We start from the raw sequence: 19,667 nt of genomic DNA on the forward strand, positions 1-19,667 counted from the left end.
ATCGCATTATACGTATGCAATCCCTCGATAGCGACGCTAATTCAGCGTGTTTTTTGCCAGCCAGCAAGCCAGACAACCACACCGGCAGCCATAATCCAGGCTGGCATCATTTCCCAGTCCGGACGATTGATCAACAGCAACGTGCCGCTTATCAGCAGCGTCGCGCCAATTCCGAAGAGATAGCGGGACTGCCCCTGACGCACGCGACTGGATTGAAGCTCGTGCGCGATTTTATCCATGCTGTGCTGAAGGTTCTTGCTCTGACGCAAACTGTCGTAAACCAGTTCAGGAATTTCTGGCATTTTTTCAATCCAGAACGGGCCTTTCTCTTTAAGCGAGCGAACCAGGGCTGGAATACCGACCTGATCCTTAATCCAGGATTCGAGGAACGGTTTCGCGGTTTTCCACAAGTCTAACTGAGGATAGAGCTGGCGGCCTACGCCCTCAACGTAAAGTAATGTTTTCTGAAGTAAAACTAATTGTGGCTGCACTTCCATATTAAAACGGCGTGCGGTGTTGAACAGGTTGAGCAGAACATGCCCGAAAGAGATCTCTGAGAGCGGCTTTTCAAAAATTGGCTCACAGACGGTACGGATCGCAAATTCAAACTCTTCCACGTTGGTATCTGGCGGAACCCAGCCTGAATCCACGTGCAGTTCGGCCACCTTACGGTAGTCGCGATTGAAGAAAGCGATAAAGTTCTCGGCGAGATAACGCTTATCCTCTTTATTCAGCGAGCCGACAATACCGCAGTCGATGCCGATGTATTTCGGGTCTTCCGGGTGCTCATAGCTGACGAAAATGTTGCCGGGATGCATATCAGCATGGAAGAAGCTGTCGCGGAAAACCTGAGTAAAGAAGACCTGCACGCCGCGCTCGGCCAGCAGCTTCATGTTTGTGCCCTGTTTTTCCAGCGCTACCACGTCCGAGACCGGGATGCCGTAGATACGTTCCATCACCATCATGTTCTGACTGCAATAGTCAGAATAGACTTCAGGAACATACAGCATCGGGCTGTCTTCAAAGTTTCGACGCAGCTGAATGGCGTTCGCCGATTCACGCAGCAGGTTAAGTTCATCGATGAGCGTTTTTTCGTATTCCCGTACCACTTCCAGCGGACGCAGACGGCGGCCATCCGGCAACAGACGCGGCACCCAGCGAGCCAGGCGATAGATCAGCTTCATGTCCGCTCTGATAACCGGCAGGATATCCGGGCGAATCACCTTAATGACCACCTCTTTGCCATTTTCCTTCAGGCGCGCGGTGTGAACCTGCGCAATAGAGGCAGAGGCCAGAGGCTGAATGTCGAAATCATCAAACCAGGTCTCGATGGGGATATTGCCCATCGCTTCTTCGATTTGTTTCTTCGCTCTCTCTCCGTCAAACGGAGCGACGCGGTCCTGCAATAGCGCGAGCTGATCGGCAATCTGCGGCGGGAAAAGGTCGCGACGCGTTGAGAGCATCTGCCCAAACTTGATCCAGACCGGTCCCAGCTCCTGCAACGCAAGACGCAGGCGTGCGCCCAGCTCCTGATCCTTATGGCGATTCGGCATCCAGAACAGCGTGCGACGCCAAAGCCGAAGCGGCAGGGTAATACGCATTCTGGGGATAAGCTCGTCGAGCCCGTAGCTCAAAAAGGTGCGAACGATAAAATAGAGGCGCCGAATTTCACCAGGCGTCATTTGCCCTCCAGTTTTTCCAGCCGTTTGGTTAACGCATCAACTGCGCGCTCAACTGCCGCGGTCTCTTCTGCAAACCAGGCGACTTCTAAAGGCCCAGGCGCCATACGCCACTCTTCGGTCAGCACCTCGGCAGCATAGCGCTGTTGACGGAGCAGGCCTTTACGCAGGAAAGTGGAACCCGTGCGCAGCGTTTTGCTTATCCCTTCAGCCGCGATGTCGCCGATATAGGGCGCCAGCAGTTCCGCGGGGTCAAATTCAGCCTGATCGCTGAGTGCAACGAAGTTCTGTACTACCTGAATATCGCCCTCGACCTCCAGCTCACCGCTGCGAATAAGCGCCGTCATCTGCTGACGGTCACGCAGTTTTGGCAATACGCTCATGTGCGTAATCACCGAGCAGTCAGCCTCGCCTTCCCACTCCCCCAGAACGTCAAGCTGGCGTTCGCTGAAGACCAGCACAAGCGGCGTCGAGAACTCTTTTAAAACGATACGCAGCACCTTTCCGTTAAGCCGCTGACGTGCGGTTTTCAGCGCCGGGGCGCGATACAGAAAGGCATTCAGTACATTCTCGATGCCTGCGGTGACTAAGGGTTTAATGGGCACGGGAAACCTCCACTCAGAACTTGTAACCACGATGCAGCGCGACGACACCCGCCGTCATATTGAAGTATTCCACGTTTTCAAACTCCGCATCCTGCATCATCGCTTTCAGCGTGTCCTGATCCGGGTGCATTCGGATGGATTCGGCCAGATAACGGTAACTTTCTGCATCGTTTGCCACCAGCTCGCCGATGCGCGGCAGAACGTGGAAGGAATAGGCATCGTAAGCTTTGCTCAGCGGGTCGATAATCGGTTTAGAAAACTCGAGTACCAGCAGTCGGCCGCCCGGCTTCAGCACGCGGTACATAGAGCGCAGCGCTTTATCTTTATCGGTCACGTTACGCAGGCCGAAGGAGATGGTGATGCAGTCGAACGTATTGTCCGGGAACGGCAGCGCTTCGGCGTTGGCCTGAACATATTCAACGTTGCCTACCACGCCGATGTTACGCAGCTTTTCGCGTCCCATTTTCAGCATGGAGTCGTTGATATCTGCCAGCACCACGCGACCGGTTTCGCCAACCAGACGGGAGAATTTAGCGGTCAGATCCCCTGTGCCGCCGGCTAAATCCAGCACCTTTTGTCCACGGCGCACGCCGCTGCAATCAATAGTGAAGCGCTTCCACAAGCGATGAATGCCAAACGACATCAAATCATTCATCACATCGTACTTCGCCGCCACGGAATGAAATACGTGGGCCACCATGTCAGCTTTCTGCGCTTTGGCGACAGTCTGAAAGCCAAAGTGCGTTGTGTCTTGTGAATCGTCAACCATCTCAGAGCCTGCTAATCAGTCAAATGTTCGTGAAGTGTAACAGATTGGGCGCATTTGCCCTACGTTTCAACCACCGTGAAAGAAACGCGCCGACTGCGCTTCGGGGGATAAACTCGCCGCTAACCCATTGTCTTCATTGCGGCTATTTTGCTCACCATCGCCTTCACGCAGACGAAACTCTTCGTCCTGAGCCGTAGCCTGCTCCACCAGTTCCGGATTAATCTCGCGTTTAACTTCCACCCCCAGGCTGCGAAACGCCTCCGCCTGCGCCAGCAAATTGCCGCGCCCGGAGGAGAGTTTTTTCATTGCCTGGCGGTAGTTATCCTGCGCGCGATCCAGGCTTTGCCCCACCGAGGACATATCGTCCACAAACAGCCGCATTTTGTCGTACAGCTTGCTGGCGCGATCGGCAATCTGCTGTGCGTTTCGGCTTTGGTGCTCATAACGCCACAGGTTGGCAATGGTACGTAACGCCACCAGCAGCGTGGTGGGGCTGACCAGCATAATGTTATTTTTCAGCGCTTCGGTAATAAGCTCAGGCTGTCTGTCGAGCGCCAGCAGAAATGCAGGCTCGACCGGAATGAACATCAGCACGTAGTCCAGCGATCGCAGCCCCGGCAGCTGCTGATAATCTTTCCTGCCCAGCAGACGAATATGGTTACGCACGGAGGCGATATGCTCCTGCAACGCTGATTCTCGGGTGTAGTCATCGTCAGCGTTGAAGTAGCGCTCATAGGCGACGAGCGTCATTTTGGCGTCGATAACCACATCTTTGCCCTGAGGCAGACGCACAATCACATCCGGCTGCATTCGCGAGCGCGCGTCGTTTTCAATGCTGACCTGCGTCTCATATTCATACCCTTCGCGCAGGCCCGAGGCCTCCAGCACGCGAGTTAAGACCACTTCGCCCCAGTTTCCCTGCGCTTTGTTATCGCCTTTGAGCGCCCGCGTCAGGTTGATTGCCTCCTGCGCCATCTGCGCATTCAGCTGCTGGAGGTTACGGATCTCGTGCGCCAGGGTGTGGCGCTCGCGAGCTTCCTGTCCAAAGCTGTCCTGCACCTGACGGCGAAAGCCGTCCAGCTGTTCGCGCAGCGGCGTCAGCAGGCTGTTCAGGCTCTGGCGGTTCTGCTCATCCACGCGGCGATTGCTGTGCTCAAAAATGCGGTTCGCAAGGTTCTCAAACTGCTCGCTAAGACGCTGCTCGCTGTTGATCATCTGACGGATTTTGTCTTCGGCGTGCAGTTGGGTGGATTCAAGGCGGGTGGTCACTTCCCGGAGATCGGCCTCCAGCGAGGTGTTAATGTCGCGCAGATTGCGCAGTTCGTTATTGAGCAGTTCACACTCATCGCGCCAGTGGTCACACAGCGCAAGCTGTTGTTTCGTCGCGCTGAGTTCGGCGACGATCTCTTCGCGCTCTGCCAGCTGATCGGCTTTCTGCTGAGCATGTTGGTAGCCGCAAATGAGCCAGCCAATCCCCACGCTCACCAGCGCAACTACCGCATAAACCAGGATTGAGATATCCACAATGCCCCCTGCATCCACGTGTAACCCGCACAAAATAGAATTGTGCTGTATGAACGTCCAGTTTGAAAGGGTTTTCCTGCGAGGCGTTACGCAAAAAAGAAAGGCCGAGCATGTCGGCCTTTTAGCACTGAAGAGAGAATTAGATCAGACGGCGCGCCGCTTCAACCACGATTTTCACCGCATGGCTTTCAGTCTGCTTCATGGTTTCAGCGTTCGGGATCTCCTGCTGGGTACGGTTGACGATAACGCCCGCCACCATACCGGCACGCAGACCCTGGCTTGCGCACATGGTCAGCAGCGTCGCAGATTCCATTTCGTAGTTCATGACGCCCATCGACTGCCACTCTTCCATTGAGCCTTTGAAACGGCTCACCACGCGACCAGAGAAGGTGTCGTAACGCTCCTGGCCCGGGTAGAAGGTATCGGAAGAGGCAGTGACGCCCACGTGAGTGGTGGCGCCCACGGACTTCGCGGCTTCAACCAGCGCGGTGGTGCATTCGAAATCAGCCACTGCCGGGAATTCCATCGGTGCAAAGTGCAGGCTTGCCCCGTCCAGACGCACGGATGCGGTGGTAACCAGCACGTCGCCCACGTTGATGTGCGGCTGAATGGCGCCTGTGGTGCCAATGCGCAGGAAAGTACGAATGCCCAGCTGTGCCAGCTCTTCAACGGCGATAGAGGTAGACGGGCCACCGATACCGGTAGAGCACACGATCACCGCTTTACCGTCCAGCTCTGCGCGCCAGGTGGTGAATTCGCGATGCGCTGCCAGCTTAACCGGCTTATCCATCAGCGCGGCGATCTTTTCCACACGCTCAGGATCGCCAGGGACGATAGCAAGCGTAGCCCCTTGTAAATCGTTTTTATTGAGGCCGAGATGAAAAACATCAGACTTAGACATAGGTGACTCCTCTGTGGGTCGGTTTGTCAGAAGAAGTAAAACGGTACTTTACAGAAGCAATGTGCATTATTTCGTGACACACCTCACCATGAATGAAAATGATTGCAGTTAATTTCCATAAAATAGTGATTCACATCACATTAACAAGTTATATCGCCGGGTGCTGCACAAAAGATAGACGCTATAAGGCACTGTGGGTTGTTAACCTGGTGTCTATATTTATCTTTGCGCTAATCCATTCATTGGTACGGAGAATGCCATGACTGAAAAAACCGGTTTTGCACCTGCTGCGGCCCCGCATGCTTCAACCATCGTCTCAACCCCTGAAGAGGCCATTACCGCAGGCGAGACCTCCATTCCCTCCCAGGGAGAGAACATGCCAGCGTACCACGCGCGGCCAAAATCCGCCGATGGCCCGCTGCCCATCGTGATCGTGGTGCAGGAAATATTTGGCGTTCATGAACATATTCGCGACCTCTGCCGCCGTCTGGCGCTGGAAGGTTACCTGGCCGTTGCGCCGGAACTCTATTTCCGTCAGGGCGATCCGAATGATTACAGTGACATCCCGACGCTGTTCAGCAACCTGGTCAGCAAAGTGCCGGACGCGCAGGTGCTGGCCGATCTCGACCACGTTGCCAGCTGGGCAGCGCGCAACGGTGGCGATGCGCATCGTCTGATGGTGACTGGCTTCTGTTGGGGCGGACGCATTAGCTGGTTGTACGCCGCGCATAACCCGCAGCTAAAAGCGGCCGTGGCCTGGTACGGCAAGCTGGTGGGTGAAAAAACGCTGAATTCACCGAAGCAACCTGTTGATATTGCCACGGATTTAAATGCGCCTGTGTTGGGGCTCTATGGCGGTCAGGATACCGGGATCCCGCTTGATACGGTCGAGACCATGCGCCATGCGTTGCGCGCAGCAAACGCGAAGGCGGAAATTGTGGTGTATCCGGAAGCCGGGCACGCCTTTAATGCCGATTATCGTCCGAGCTATCACGCGGAATCGGCGAAAGATGGCTGGCAGCGGATGCTGACATGGTTTAGCCAGTACGGCGGGAAAAAAGCGTAAAAGCAAAAAGCCCGGTGGCGGCTACGCCTGACCGGGCCTACATTTCATCAAGCCTGACGCAACTTTTGCGCCGCCTTCACCATGTTCGCCAGCGCCGCGCGGGTTTCAGGCCAGCCACGGGTTTTCAGGCCGCAGTCCGGGTTTACCCAAAGACGTTCCGCCGGAATGCGCTGGGCCGCTTTTTGCAGCAGCGATTCAATCCACTCCACGCTTGGCACATTCGGGGAGTGAATGTCGTAGACGCCCGGCCCGATTTCGTTCGGGTAGTCGAACTCTTCGAACGACTCCAGCAATTCCATGTCTGAACGCGAGGTCTCGATGGTGATCACATCGGCGTCGAGCGCGGCAATGGAGTCCATGATGTCGTTAAATTCGCAGTAACACATGTGGGTGTGGATCTGCGTATCGTCCTTCGCGACAGCCGCGTTGAGGCGGAACGCCTCCACGCCCCACTGTAAGTAAGCATCCCAGTCGCTGCGACGCAGCGGCAAACCTTCACGCAGCGCAGGTTCGTCGATCTGAATGATACCAATCCCGGCCGCTTCCAGATCCGCAACTTCATCGCGCAGCGCCAGGGCGATCTGTTTGGCGATGGTTTCCCGGGTTACGTCTTCACGTGGGAACGACCAGCAGAGAATGGTCACCGGACCCGTCAGCATGCCTTTTACCGGTTTGTCGGTCAGAGACTGGGCATACTTCGCCCACTCCACGGTAATCGCTTCCGGGCGGCTGACGTCGCCGATTACCACCGGCGGCTTCACGCAGCGGGAGCCGTAGCTCTGCACCCAACCGTTCTGGGTAAAGACAAACCCGTCCAGGTGCTCACCGAAGTATTCCACCATGTCGTTACGCTCGGCTTCACCGTGCACCAGCACGTCCAGTCCTAAACGTTCCTGCTCGATAATCGCCTGTTTGATGTGTTCCGCAATACCGGTGCGGTAGTGATTCGCATCCAGATTGCCCTTTTTGAAGTCCAGGCGCAGGCTGCGGATCTCGGTAGTCTGCGGGAAGGAGCCGATTGTCGTGGTCGGCCACGCGGGCAGGTTAAAGCGCGCACGCTGGGCTTCGGCGCGCACTTCATACGGGCTCTGGCGCTGGCTGTCCTGGGCGGTGATGGCTGCCAGACGTTTTTCCACTGCCGGGTTATGCACGCGCGTCGAGTGACGGCGCGCCTGGATCGGAGCGCTCCAGTCGCTAATCGCTGCCGTGTCGCCGCTGTTCAACGCGTCGCGCAGCAGAGCCAGCTCCTCACACTTTTGCAGGGCGAAGGCAAACCAGCTTTTCACCTCAGGGTCGAGTCGGGTCTCCACGCTCAGGTCAATCGGGCTATGCAGCAGGGAACAGGAAGAAGCCACCCACAATTCACGTTTACCGACTATGTCTTTAATTTGTGCATATTTCTCGGTGAGATCGGCACGCCAGACGTTACGACCATTCACCAGACCGGCAGAGAGCAGCCAGTCCACTGGCAGACGCTTGTGCAACTCTGCTACATCGTCTTTGCCGTGAACGAGGTCAACGTGCAGACCCTGAACCGGCAGCGCGGTAATGGTTTTCAGGTTCGGCGTGACGCCTTCGAAGTAGGTGGTCAGCAGCAGCTTCACCTGCCCGGTGAGCGCGTTATACGCCGGTTTGAAGGCGTCCAGCCACGCCTGTGGCAGCTCAAGCACCAGCGCCGGTTCATCGATTTGCACCCACTGAATGCCGCGTTTGCCCAGCTCAATCAGCACCTGCTTATAAACCGGCAGAATGTCGTTCAGCAGGCTGAGGCGGTCGAACTGTTCGCCTTTCACTTTGCCCAGCCACAGGTAGGTTATCGGCCCCAGCAGCACGGGTTTCACCTGGTGACCCAGCGCCAGCGCTTCGTCCACTTCATCCAGAAGCTGGGTCCAGGTCAGTTTGAACTGCTGGCCTTTAACGAACTCCGGCACCATATAGTGATAGTTGGTGTTGAACCACTTGGTCATTTCCGCCGCTGCCGCTGGCTCACCCGTTGGCGCGCGGCCACGGCCGATGCGGAACAGGGTATCGATATCCACCGATCCATCGTTGTTCTGATGACGAGCCGGCACGTTGCCAAGCAGCAGGCTGGTGGTCAGAACATGGTCGTACCAGGCGAAATCGCCCACCGGCAGCAGGTCAATGCCCGCCTGTTTTTGCTGATCCCAGTGACGCGCGCGCAGCTCACGTCCCACCGCCAGCAGTTCTTCACGGGTGGCGTTACCTGCCCAGTAGCTTTCTTGCGCTTTTTTTAGCTCGCGACGCAGGCCAACGCGAGGGAAACCGAGAGTGTGAGTGCGGATTGTCATGGTATGCCCCTTGTGAAATTCGTTATTTAGACGTCCAGATGTTTACACATCTATAATTGGCAGGTACTGTATATTCCTCAAGCGCAAAATGTTCATGGCGAAGTGAAGGACTTTCATGATCGAGATAAAACACCTGAAAACGCTACAAGCGTTGCGGAACTGCGGTTCTCTTGCGGCGGCAGCGGCCACGCTGCACCAGACTCAGTCTGCCCTTTCTCACCAGTTCAGCGATCTGGAACAACGCCTCGGCTTTCGTCTTTTTGTGCGTAAGAGCCAGCCTTTGCGCTTTACGCCGCAGGGCGAAATTTTGCTTCAGCTGGCGAACCAGGTGCTGCCGCAGATTGCCAGCGCGTTGCAGTCCTGCAACGAGCCGCAGCAGACCACCCTGCGCATCGCCATTGAGTGTCACAGCTGTATTCAGTGGCTGACCCCCGCGCTTGAGAATTTCCGCCAGAAGTGGCCGCAGGTGGAGATGGACTTCAAGTCCGGCGTCACGTTTGATCCGCAGCCGTCGCTTCAGCAGGGTGAGCTGGATCTGGTGATGACCTCTGATATTCTGCCGCGCAGCGGTCTGCACTATTCGCCAATGTTTGATTTTGAGGTACGTCTGGTGCTGGCCCCGGACCATCCGCTGGCCGCCAAAACGCGTATCACGCCGGAAGATCTGGCAACGGAGACGCTGCTGATTTACCCGGTACAGCGCAGTCGTCTGGATATCTGGCGCCATTTCCTGCAACCCGCAGGCATCAGCCCACAGCTGAAAAGCGTGGATAACACGCTGCTGTTAATTCAGATGGTGGCGGCCAGAATGGGAATTGCGGCGCTGCCGCACTGGGTGGTCGAGACGGTTGAACGCCAGGGTCTGGTGGTTACCAAAACCCTGGGTGAAGGACTGTGGAGCCGGCTGTACGCCGCCGTGCGCGACGGCGAGCAGCGTCAGCCGATTACGGAAGCGTTTATTCGCTCAGCGCGGAACCACGCGTGCGACCATCTTCCGTTTGTGCGGAGCGCGGAGCGACCCAGCGGCGATGTACCCACAGCGAAGCCAGGATCACCGTTCCCCCAATAAGGAAACTCGGCCAGTGCGGCTGTTCCTGCCAGATGGCGAGGTTCACCAGTAGCCCCGCCGGCACGTGCACGTTGTTCATGATCCCCAGCGTTCCGGCGTCTACCTGCGTCGCGCCGTAGTTCCACATAAAGTAGCCCAGCCCCGAGGCCACCACGCCCAGCCAGACCAGAACGCTCCACTGCACGGTGGTGGTCGGCAGCTTTTGCGGGTTGCCGAGCATAAACCATGCCGCAATCGCGACAATCGCCGCGCCCATATAGAACCACGCAAACGCGTTATGCTGCGGCATCGGGCGGGTCTCCATCAGGCGTTTATAGCCCACCATCCCGATGGCGAAGCTGATATTGGCCAGCTGGACGAACATCAGCCCGGTCCAGAAGTGATCGCTCACCTTGTCATAGCGAATTATCGCCGCGCCAATGACTGCCAGCGCCGCGCTCAGCAGATATCCCCAGCGCAGGCGGCGCCTGCTGAGCAGGTCGTAAATCAGCGTGATATAGAGCGGCGTGAGCACGGTAAAGAGCAGAAATTCCGAGACGGAGAGGTAGACGTAAGCCCGGAAGCTGAACAGGTACATGATGCCGAGCTGCATCGCGCCTACCAGCATGTACAGCAGAATGGTTTTCAGCGATTGCCCGCGGGTACGCAGGAACGGCAGGAACACCAGCGCCGCCAGCCCCACACGCATCAGCACCGAAAAGTAGCTGTCGACCGATCCGGCAAGGTATTCGCCAATCAGGCTAAAGGAGAAGGCCCACAGGATAGTGGTGATAATGAGTAGCGCCACAATGCTTGTCTCTCAGAAAGAAGGAGAGGCATTGTAGCGAACTCTTTAGTTGACATCTGAACAATAAACAATCAAATGAAGATTATTCAAGGAACAGTTTGCGCAAATACTTAGGTACCGCGTTGTCTGCGTTGGTGCCAATCACTTCCAGCTCCGGGTGCAGATCTTTCAGGCGCTGGTGCGCGTTCTGCATGATGCAGCCTTTGCCCGCCATGGAGAGCATCTCGGCATCGTTCATGCCATCGCCGAACGCGATGCAGTCTTTCAGATCAAAGCCCAGACGCTTCGCGACCGCTTCCAGCGCGTGACCTTTGGACACCCCGCCCGCCATCACTTCCAGACAAGTCAGCGTGGAGAAGCTCACGTTCACGCGGTCTCCCCAGCGGGCGTTGATCGCCTGCTCCAGCGGAAGCAGCGCTTCGTGACTTTCGCAGGTAAAGAACACCTTGCTGATCCCTTCAGGATCCAGCAAACCCGGTTCATACAGGGAGTAGTTGAAGACGGCTTCCTTGAAGAAACGCATTTCGTCCGGGCGATGACGGTTCATAAACCACTCGTCGTCGCGATAAACGTTAGTGACGATATCCGGGTTGTTATGCACAATGCCGAACAAATCAGTGGCGATGTCGCGATCGAGATTGTGGGTAAAAATCAGGTTGCCTTCCGTGTCGTGTACGCGCGCACCGTTGGAGGTGATCATGTACGACTTGATCTCCAGGTTATCGCGGATCTGCCCCACGTCCACGTGGTGGCGGCCGGTGGCGAACACAAAGTTCACGCCACGGGCAGTCAGGAGTTTTAAGGTCTCTTTCGCATAAGGCGACAGGGTGTGGTCGGGGGAAAGCAGCGTGCCATCTAAATCAGATGCAACAACCTGGTACATAGGGATTTCAACCTCTGGTGGAAAACAATAATCAGTTATGCCTGTTGAAAAATTCAACAATGGCGTTGAGCGCGACTGAGCGCATAGCGTCCTTTTCAAAAAGGATCTCATGGTACGCACCGTTGATGACCAGCGGTTTACCCCCTTCACAGGGATGGCCCGCCGCGGCGCGAAGTTCACAATAGCGGTCATGCATGCGGTTATCCACCACACGCTCTTCTTCCGCCTGGATCAGAAGCGTCGGCGTGTCATCATCGCCTACGCCCGCCAGCACCTGCTCACCGGCATGAATACCTTCCCGCACCCAGTGCCAGGTGGGGCCGCCGACCCGCAGACGCGGTTCATCGGCATAAAAACGCAGGTTGCGGCGATAACGCTGCCGACTGTGGGTTAACACGTTGATGGCAAACGGCAACGCCCGCCAGCGTCCTGTTCCTATGGCATAGCCTTCACGAATGCGCTGATGGCCCTCAGCCCAGTCGAGAAGATGGCGCACCATCCAGTCAGGAAAACGTATCACAATGCCGTACATCGGCGCGGTCAGCGCAATGGCGTCGCACTGGTGCTTATGGCGCTGCAAAAACAACGTCGAGATCGCGCCCCCCATGGAGTGGGCAAGAATATAACGCTTGCGCCACGGTCCGGGCTGCACTTCCTGCTGCCAGAACGCGGCCAGATCGTCGACGTAATCGCTGAAGTTATCCACGTGGCCGCGATGGGTATCCGGCAGCATCCGGCCGGATAGCCCCTGCCCGCGATGGTCGATAATTAACACATCAAAGCCCAGATGGAACAGGTCATACGCCAGCTCGGCATATTTGATATAGCTTTCGATGCGCCCGGGGCAAACCACAATCACCCGGTCATTTTTTTCATCATGGAAACGAACGAAGCGTACCGGGATATCCCCGACGCCCATAAACTCATCTTCCTCACGCTGGCGCCAGAAATCGGTCAGCGGCCCCATGGAGAAAGCAGCAAATGCGTTTTCTCGTGTTTCCCAGTCCTTTTTCTGCTGAAACATTGGGTTTCCACCCCCCGTAATTCAGGGAATATCGTTTTTTTCGTCACCGGTCACAAAATGACTCAACAATAGCGTATTGTGGCATAAAAACAGACGATCCGGGAGTTTCAAATGACCTTCGAGTGGTGGTTCGCTTACCTGCTGACATCCATCATCCTCAGCCTTTCACCTGGCTCGGGCGCAATCAACACCATGACCACCTCCATTAATCACGGCTATCGCGGCGCGGCGGCGTCAATTGCCGGTTTACAGACAGGGCTTGGCATTCACATTGTGCTGGTGGGGATTGGTCTGGGCACGCTGTTCTCCCGTTCGGTGCTGGCCTTCGAGGTGCTGAAATGGGCTGGCGCAGCGTATCTTATCTGGCTGGGCATTCAGCAGTGGCGCGCCGCAGGCTCGATTGATCTGCATACGCTCTCCCGGACGCAATCACGCGGCCACCTGTTTAAGCGCGCGGTATTCGTTAACCTGACCAACCCGAAAAGCATTGTGTTCCTCGCCGCCCTGTTCCCGCAGTTTATCGTGCCGCATCAGCCCCAGGTGATGCAGTACGTGGTGCTGGGCGCGACCACCATTATTGTCGATATCATTGTGATGATTGGTTACGCGACGCTGGCGCAGCGAATTGCGGCGTGGATCAAAGGGCCTAAGCAGATGAAGGCCCTGAACAAAGTCTTTGGTTCGCTGTTTATGCTGGTTGGCGCGCTGCTTGCGTCAGCGCGTCATGCTTAGCGAGAAATGATGAGATGAATGCCGAAGCCGGCGAACAGTGCGCCGGCAAAGCCGTCGATCCACTTCGCGATGCGCTGGTAGCCGCGACGCATCGCCGGTAAAGCAAACAGGCTTGCCACAACGGTAAACCAGGCGAACGTCTCAACAACGATTAGCAGGAAGATCCCCCAGCGCGCGCCCGCACCGACGTTATCTCCTACAAACAGCGAGAACACAGAGCCGAAGTAAATAATCGCTTTCGGGTTCGCCAGGTTAGTCAGCAGCCCTTTCACAAAGCTACGGCCGCCCGTTGCCAGCTCAACCTTTGGCTCTTCAGGCTTTTTCTCTTCTTTCTTCAGCGCCCCGCGCAGCATCTGGTAGCCCATCCAGCACAGGTACAGACCGCCGCCAACCATGATGATGTTATGCAGCCACGCCATTTTCGCCAGGATCAGGTTCAGACCAAGCAGCGCAACCGCCGCCCAGACCATAACGCCCATGGTGATACCGAGCACACCCATCATCGCCTCTTTGCGGGAGCGGCTGACGGCCGTTTGTGACACGAAGAAGAAGTCAGGGCCAGGGCTCATCAGCGCAACGATGTGCACTAACGCCACGGTGAGAAATAGCATTAACATAATTAGCTCGCGGGGAAATAATGTAGTGAGTCATCATCCTGGCACTTTTTCGCCCGGCTGACTACTTCTCATCATCACCATCAGCGTGGGAACGGATAAGCGCCATAAACTCTTTACCAAAGCGCTCCAGTTTGCGCGTGCCGACGCCGTTGACGCTGAGCATCTCGCTGGCGCTGAGTGGCATTTGCTCGGCCATCTCGATCAACGTCGCGTCATTGAACACCACGTATGGCGGGATGTTCTCTTCATCGGCAATGGCTTTACGCAGCTTGCGCAGCTTGGCGAACAGCTTGCGATCGTAGTTGCCGCCGTAGGATTTTTGCATCACGCGCGGCTTGAGGGCGACGACGCGCGGAACGGCGAGCTTCAGTTCAACCTCACCGCGCAGGACCGGTCGCGCCGCTTCGGTAAGCTGAAGCGCAGAGTGCTGGGCAATATTTTGCGTGGCAAAGCCGAGATGGATCAGCTGGCGGATGATACTCACCCAGTGCTCATGGCTCTGGTCTTTCCCGATGCCGTAAACCGGCAGCTTGTCGTGACCCATATCGCGGATACGCTGGTTGTTAGCCCCGCGCAGCACTTCAACGACGTAGCCCATCCCAAAGCGCTGGTTAACGCGTCCGATAGTCGAGAGCGCTTTGCGCGCGTCCATCAGACCGTCGTACTGCTTCGGCGGGTCGAGGCAGATATCGCAGTTGCCGCACGGCGCCTGTCGCCCTTCACCAAAGTAGTTGAGCAGTACCAGACGGCGGCAAGTTTGCGCTTCGGCGAAGGCACCCATCGCGTTAAGCTTGTGGCGTTCGATATCCTGCAACTGCCCCTGCGGTTTCTCCTCGAGACAGCGGCGCAGCCACGCCATATCCGCCGGATCGTAAAACAGCATCGCTTCCGCAGGCAGGCCATCACGCCCGGCGCGGCCGGTTTCCTGATAGTAGGATTCGATATTGCGCGGGATATCAAAGTGCACCACAAAGCGCACGTTAGGCTTGTTGATCCCCATCCCGAACGCCACCGTTGCGACCACGATTTGCAGGTCGTCACGCTGGAATTTTTCCTGTACGTCGGCGCGGATGTGGTTTTCTAACCCGGCATGGTATGCCGCCGCGCTAAAGCCGCGATTTTGCAGACGCGCAGCGGTGTCTTCCACCTTCGCGCGGCTGTTGCAGTAGATGATGCCGGACTTGCCGCGCTGCTCCTGCACGTAGCGCAGGAGCTGATCCAGCGGCTTGAATTTTTCCATCAGCATATAGCGGATGTTCGGCCGGTCGAAGCTGCTGACCTGAATATAGGGGTCTTTCAGCCCCAGCAGGCGAACGATATCCTGACGCGTGGTGTCATCCGCCGTGGCGGTAAGCGCCATAAACGGCAGCTCAGGGAAGCGTTGACGCAGCTGGCCGAGGGCGGCATATTCCGGGCGGAAATCGTGCCCCCACTGGGAGATACAGTGCGCTTCATCCACCGCCAGCAGCACCGGGTTCCAGTGCGCCAGGTGATCGAGGAAGTTGTCCAGCATCAGACGCTCTGGCGCGATATACAGCAGGCGGATCTGCCCGGTGCGGCACCCGGCCATCACCTCATGCTGCTGCTCGCGGGTTTGCGTCGAGTTAAGACAGGCCGCCGCCACGCCGTTGGCAAGCAGCTGGTCGACCTGGTCTTTCATCAGGGAAATAAGGGGGGAGACCACAACCGTCAGGCCATTAAGTACCAGCGCGGGCACCTGATAGCAGAGCGATTTTCCGCCGCCGGTCGGCATGACCACCAGGCAATCGCGGCCTTCCAGCACGGTTTCAATGATGGTTTCCTGGCCAGGACGGAACTGCTGGTAGCCAAAGGTTTCATGCAAAACCTGTTTAGCCAGCGATTCCTGATTCAATACTTCCGCCTGCGCCACGTTAACCCCATATGCCAGAAATGAAACAGGCGCTATTTTCAGCGCCTGAGAGAGAAACTTCAACGTTTAACGCAAAAACATTCGAGCAGCTTAGAAAATATCGTTCAGCATGACGCCCACACCAACGCGGGTCTGGTTGAAGTTATAGTCGATCAGCGATTCGCCATAACCGCTATACACCTGGGTATAGAGACGAACGTGTTTCGTCACTGGGTAGCTCAGGCCCAGCTCTGCGCCGCCGTAGCCGGTATTCCAGTTGTACTGCCCTTTGGCGCTCAGCACCGCGTCACCCAGCTGATAGCCCACTTTAAGCTGATAATAGCCCATGTATTTGGTGATATCAGGATTGTCATCGGTGCTGCCCACCACGTACCACGGCTTCACTTCCACCATGAAATTGCCGTTCTGCGCCATCAGACGCGTATAAACGCGATTCCAGCTGCGTGAGGTTGGGTCGGAACGACCGTTGGAATCGTGGTTATAGCCCACCTCCACGTCTCGCAGCGTCCAGCCTGCAAACTCATAATCAGTGGCGAAACCGAGGAACAGCTGCGGTTCATAGTTGGTTTCGCGGAACGGTGAAGATTCCCCGCTGTTGGAGAGCTGCCACCATGACTTCTGCGTGTAAGATGCACCAAGCACCGAGTTCGGCCCCAGGATGCCGCGCCATAACGGGAAGGCCAGGCTGAGCTGGAACTTCACCTCATCTTTACGCGCATTGTCAGACCAGTTATAGGAGCTTATCGCCTCTTTGTTGAGATCGCTGGTCTGGGTATAGATCACGTAGTTTGTGTCATAGGGGTAGAGCGTGAACGGATTGTCATGCTCCTGAAGCATATTGGCGATGATGCTGCCCTGAACGGCAGGTTTATCATGCACTTCTTTGATCGTCGCTTCCTGCGCATATGCTGTGAGGGGCAGCGCAACCGCCGCCAGTAACCAACCCAGATACGTCCGCATCGGTGGTGTTCTCCTGAAATTGTGACATTTAATGAATAGTTTTGTCCGGGCATTCTACAGACTTCTGCGATAACTTCCGCTTCCTCGTTTCTTAAAGTGGCATTCCTTTATCCTGAAGCATAAAATCAACATTTTGTTAACAACAAGGATGCCACGTCAGATGTCAGCCACACTCACCGCCGAAGAAACCTTAAAGCTCGTGGGCGAGATTTTTGTGTATCACATGCCATTCAACCGTGCACTGGGTCTTGAGCTGGAGCGATACGAAAAAGACTTCGCTCAGCTGAGTTTCAATAATCAGCCAATGATGGTCGGTAACTGGGCGCAAAGCATTTTGCACGGCGGGGTGATTGCCTCTGCGCTGGACGTGGCGGCCGGTCTGGTGTGCGTGGGCAGCACGCTGACGCGCCATGACACCATCAACGAAGATGAGTTACGCCAGCGCCTGTCGCGCATGGGAACCATCGATTTACGCGTCGACTATCTGCGTCCGGGACGCGGAAACCGCTTCACCTGCACCAGCAGCCTGCTGCGCGCCGGGAATAAAGTTGCCGTCGCCCGCGTTGAGCTGCATAACGAGGAGCAGGTTTATATCGCCAGCGCAACCGCCACTTATATGGTGGGTTGAGACGGCAAATTCGGGTAAAATTACTTCACTTTTTTGTAACGGATTTTCCCGATGGATGCTAAACAGACGCGGCAGGGCGTTTTACTCGCCCTTGCCGCTTATTTTATTTGGGGTATCGCGCCGGCGTACTTCAAGCTTATCGCCTATGTCCCGGCGGACGAGATCCTCACTCACCGCGTCATCTGGTCGTTTTTCTTTATGATTGCGCTGATGAGCATCAGCCGTCAGTGGTCAGGCGTCAAAACGCTACTGAAAACCCCGAAGAAGGTCTTCCTGCTTGCCCTCTCTGCGGTGCTGATTGGCGGAAACTGGCTGCTGTTTATCTGGGCGGTGAATAACCATCACATGCTCGAAGCCAGCCTGGGCTACTTCATTAACCCGCTGGTGAACATCGTGCTGGGGATGATTTTCCTCGGCGAACGTTTCCGCCGGATGCAGTGGGTGGCGGTGATTCTGGCCCTCTGCGGCGTGCTGGTGCAGCTGTGGACCTTCGGTTCACTGCCGGTTATCGCCCTGGGGCTGGCGTTCAGCTTTGCCTTCTACGGCCTGGTGCGTAAAAAAATCGCCGTGGAAGCGCAGACGGGAATGCTGTTTGAAACCCTGTGGCTGCTGCCTGTCGCCGCGATCTACCTGTTCGGTATTGCCGACAGCGCCACCAGCCACATGGGCAGTAACCCATGGTCGCTGAACCTGATGCTGATGGCCGCGGGCGTGGTCACGACGATACCCCTGCTGTGCTTCACCGGCGCGGCAACGCGTCTGCGCCTCTCCACGCTTGGCTTCTTCCAGTACATTGGCCCGACGCTGATGTTCCTGCTGGCGGTGGTGTTTTACGGCGAGGTGCCGGGTGCGGATAAGATGGTGACGTTCGCCTTTATCTGGGTGGCGCTGGCGATTTTCGTTGCGGATGCAATTTATACCCAGCGCAGGACTCGCAGAGGAATTTAGGTGCTTTGTAGGGCGGGTAAGCGCAGAGCCACCCGCCTGATTTTTACAACCAGTTCTTCCGCTTGAAGTACAGGTACGGCGCCAGCCCGGCGAGGATCATAAAGATAATCGCCCCCGGGTAGCCAAAGCTCCACTTCAGCTCCGGCATAAACTCAAAGTTCATCCCGTAGCTGGATGCCACCAGCGTCGGCGGCAGGAACACCACGGAAACCACCGAGAAGATCTTAATGATGCGGTTCTGCTCGATGTTGATAAAGCCCATTGCCGCCTGCATCAGGAAGTTGACCTTCTGGAACAGGGATTCGTTGTGCGGTAGCAGGGATTCGATATCGCGTAAGATCTCACGCGCCTGCTCCAGCTGACCGCCCGGCAGACGCGCCTTGCGAACCAGGAAGTTCAGCGCGCGCTGGGTATCCATCAGACACAAACGCACCTTCCAGCCGATATCTTCCAGCTCTGCAAGCGTGGACAACGCTTCGTCGTACTCATCGCCCTGATGGCCTTCCATAATCACGCGGCTCAGCTTTTCCAGGTCGCTGTAGATGTTTTCGATTTCATCCGCCAGCTGTTCGATTTTGGTTTCGAACAGATCCAGCAGCAGCTCATAGGCGTTACCGTCCATCATCGCCTGGCTGCGGGCGCGCATGCGGTAGAGACGAAACGCAGGCAGTTCGCGCTCGCGCAGGGTGAACAGGCGGCCATCGCGGATGGTGAACGCCACGGTGGAGTTCCCCGCGTGGTCTTCGGCATCTTCGAAGAAGAAGAAGGAGTGAATGTGCAGGCCGTCTTCGTCTTCAAAAAAACGGGCGGATGCTTCGATGTCTTCCAGTTCCGGGCGTGTCGCCAGGCTTTGCCCCAGTTCAGATTGTACGCGAAGGCGCTCATCGTCGTCCGGCTCGACCAGATCCACCCATACGGCATCAATGAGGGGCTGTGACTCTTCGGCTTCAAGCCGAGTCAGTCGGTTATTTTCGAGTTGAAATGCGCTCAACATGACCGGGACTCCCAATGCAAAAAATATCGGACAGTTCGGTGGGCACACAGAAACAAATTGGGTTTCAGACCATTAAACAGCCTGACTCAGCGCGACGGGAATGATGCAGTCGCTGACAACCACTAAGGCCATCAGCAAGAGGAGATAGCCTTAGGAGTTGTTCCTGGATGACAGGGAATTGAGCCAGTATCTACTGGGTGTGTCCAAGGCGAATGTCCTCTTAGCGTAATCGTGCGCGCATGTTACGCCAGCAATAACTGTGGCGTCAACACGCAACGGAA

Annotated in this window: 19 protein-coding genes; 5 read left to right on the top strand and 14 right to left on the bottom strand. The window is 56.4% G+C overall.

Features of this window, described 5'->3' with window-relative positions:
- Positions 1-41: 41 nt before the first annotated feature.
- The 5 genes from ubiB to udp all read right to left on the bottom strand — a co-directional run bounded on the left by ubiB (position 42) and on the right by udp (position 5,478).
- The gene (ubiB, locus tag ACNQ0T_RS15280) at positions 42-1,682 is read right to left on the bottom strand and encodes a ubiquinone biosynthesis regulatory protein kinase UbiB (protein WP_022646675.1); all 1,641 of its coding nucleotides are present in this window, start codon (positions 1,680-1,682) and stop codon (positions 42-44) included.
- Positions 1,679-2,284 carry a ubiquinone biosynthesis protein UbiJ gene (gene ubiJ, locus ACNQ0T_RS15285; RefSeq protein WP_022646674.1) on the bottom strand — a complete coding sequence of 202 codons (606 nt, stop codon included), beginning with the start codon at positions 2,282-2,284 and terminating at the stop codon, positions 1,679-1,681. The genes ubiB and ubiJ overlap by 4 nt, the downstream gene beginning before the upstream one ends.
- Before the next feature lie 13 nt (positions 2,285-2,297).
- The gene (gene ubiE / locus ACNQ0T_RS15290; RefSeq protein ID WP_022646673.1) at positions 2,298-3,053 is read right to left on the bottom strand and encodes a bifunctional demethylmenaquinone methyltransferase/2-methoxy-6-polyprenyl-1,4-benzoquinol methylase UbiE; all 756 of its coding nucleotides are present in this window, start codon (positions 3,051-3,053) and stop codon (positions 2,298-2,300) included.
- A gap of 66 nt (positions 3,054-3,119) precedes the next feature.
- Complete coding sequence (gene rmuC, locus ACNQ0T_RS15295) at positions 3,120-4,577, bottom strand: DNA recombination protein RmuC (RefSeq protein ID WP_417930210.1); 1,458 nt, start codon at positions 4,575-4,577, stop codon at positions 3,120-3,122.
- A gap of 139 nt (positions 4,578-4,716) precedes the next feature.
- Positions 4,717-5,478 carry a uridine phosphorylase gene (udp, locus tag ACNQ0T_RS15300; protein WP_417930211.1) on the bottom strand — a complete coding sequence of 254 codons (762 nt, stop codon included), beginning with the start codon at positions 5,476-5,478 and terminating at the stop codon, positions 4,717-4,719.
- A 259-nt stretch (positions 5,479-5,737) separates the two neighbouring features.
- Between udp and ACNQ0T_RS15305 the strand changes: the two genes are divergently transcribed.
- Positions 5,738-6,544, top strand: a complete 807-nt coding sequence (locus tag ACNQ0T_RS15305; RefSeq protein ID WP_023299052.1) for a dienelactone hydrolase family protein — start codon at positions 5,738-5,740, stop codon at positions 6,542-6,544.
- Between the two features lie 47 nt (positions 6,545-6,591).
- Here ACNQ0T_RS15305 and metE read toward each other — a convergent pair whose 3' ends face one another.
- On the bottom strand, positions 6,592-8,853 hold the full coding sequence (metE, locus tag ACNQ0T_RS15310) for a 5-methyltetrahydropteroyltriglutamate--homocysteine S-methyltransferase (RefSeq protein ID WP_417930212.1): 2,262 nt from the start codon (positions 8,851-8,853) through the stop codon (positions 6,592-6,594).
- 115 nt (positions 8,854-8,968) lie between these two features.
- On the opposite strand from metE, the gene metR reads away from it, so the two are divergent.
- Positions 8,969-9,922, top strand: coding sequence for an HTH-type transcriptional regulator MetR (gene metR / locus ACNQ0T_RS15315; protein ID WP_015570000.1), 954 nt, complete (start codon positions 8,969-8,971; stop codon positions 9,920-9,922).
- Here the strand turns inward: metR and ACNQ0T_RS15320 are convergent.
- The 3 genes from ACNQ0T_RS15320 to pldB all read right to left on the bottom strand — a co-directional run bounded on the left by ACNQ0T_RS15320 (position 9,810) and on the right by pldB (position 12,616).
- The gene (locus ACNQ0T_RS15320) at positions 9,810-10,709 is read right to left on the bottom strand and encodes a carboxylate/amino acid/amine transporter (protein WP_045309031.1); all 900 of its coding nucleotides are present in this window, start codon (positions 10,707-10,709) and stop codon (positions 9,810-9,812) included. The two genes, metR and ACNQ0T_RS15320, sit on opposite strands and share 113 nt — an antisense overlap.
- Positions 10,710-10,791: 82 nt before the next feature.
- Positions 10,792-11,592 carry a sugar/pyridoxal phosphate phosphatase YigL gene (gene yigL, locus ACNQ0T_RS15325; protein WP_063850220.1) on the bottom strand — a complete coding sequence of 267 codons (801 nt, stop codon included), beginning with the start codon at positions 11,590-11,592 and terminating at the stop codon, positions 10,792-10,794.
- 31 nt (positions 11,593-11,623) lie between these two features.
- A complete protein-coding gene (gene pldB, locus ACNQ0T_RS15330) occupies positions 11,624-12,616 on the bottom strand; it encodes a lysophospholipase L2 (protein ID WP_022646668.1) in 993 nt (330 codons plus the stop codon).
- Positions 12,617-12,727: 111 nt separating this feature from the next.
- Between pldB and rhtB the strand changes: the two genes are divergently transcribed.
- Entirely contained in the window at positions 12,728-13,348 is a 621-nt protein-coding gene (gene rhtB, locus ACNQ0T_RS15335) for a homoserine/homoserine lactone efflux protein (RefSeq protein ID WP_038415047.1), read from the top strand.
- Here rhtB and rhtC read toward each other — a convergent pair.
- From rhtC to pldA, 3 genes are all read right to left on the bottom strand, one after another.
- A complete protein-coding gene (rhtC, locus tag ACNQ0T_RS15340) occupies positions 13,345-13,965 on the bottom strand; it encodes a threonine export protein RhtC (protein ID WP_006179256.1) in 621 nt (206 codons plus the stop codon). The two genes, rhtB and rhtC, sit on opposite strands and share 4 nt — an antisense overlap.
- A gap of 61 nt (positions 13,966-14,026) precedes the next feature.
- On the bottom strand, positions 14,027-15,856 hold the full coding sequence (recQ, locus tag ACNQ0T_RS15345; protein ID WP_417930213.1) for an ATP-dependent DNA helicase RecQ: 1,830 nt from the start codon (positions 15,854-15,856) through the stop codon (positions 14,027-14,029).
- A gap of 90 nt (positions 15,857-15,946) precedes the next feature.
- A complete protein-coding gene (pldA, locus tag ACNQ0T_RS15350; protein WP_022646666.1) occupies positions 15,947-16,816 on the bottom strand; it encodes a phospholipase A in 870 nt (289 codons plus the stop codon).
- A 160-nt stretch (positions 16,817-16,976) separates the two neighbouring features.
- Between pldA and yigI the strand changes: the two genes are divergently transcribed.
- Together yigI and rarD are read left to right on the top strand one after the other, a co-directional pair.
- Positions 16,977-17,444 (top strand): acyl-CoA thioesterase YigI, encoded by a 468-nt coding sequence (yigI, locus tag ACNQ0T_RS15355; RefSeq protein WP_006812366.1) that lies wholly within the window; start codon positions 16,977-16,979, stop codon positions 17,442-17,444.
- A 51-nt stretch (positions 17,445-17,495) separates the two neighbouring features.
- Positions 17,496-18,392, top strand: coding sequence for an EamA family transporter RarD (rarD, locus tag ACNQ0T_RS15360; RefSeq protein WP_023299047.1), 897 nt, complete (start codon positions 17,496-17,498; stop codon positions 18,390-18,392).
- Positions 18,393-18,435: 43 nt separating this feature from the next.
- Here the strand turns inward: rarD and corA are convergent, their stop codons facing one another.
- Together corA and ysgD are read right to left on the bottom strand one after the other, a co-directional pair.
- The gene (gene corA, locus ACNQ0T_RS15365; protein ID WP_003860807.1) at positions 18,436-19,386 is read right to left on the bottom strand and encodes a magnesium/cobalt transporter CorA; all 951 of its coding nucleotides are present in this window, start codon (positions 19,384-19,386) and stop codon (positions 18,436-18,438) included.
- A gap of 150 nt (positions 19,387-19,536) precedes the next feature.
- Positions 19,537-19,593: a YsgD/CorL family protein gene (ysgD, locus tag ACNQ0T_RS15370; RefSeq protein ID WP_212743980.1), complete on the bottom strand. Its 57-nt coding sequence runs from the start codon at positions 19,591-19,593 to the stop codon at positions 19,537-19,539.
- Positions 19,594-19,667 lie beyond the last annotated feature (74 nt).

It is taken from the genome of Enterobacter cloacae complex sp.6700776, from assembly GCF_048284255.1.
GTDB classification, from domain to species: domain Bacteria; phylum Pseudomonadota; class Gammaproteobacteria; order Enterobacterales; family Enterobacteriaceae; genus Enterobacter; species Enterobacter intestinihominis.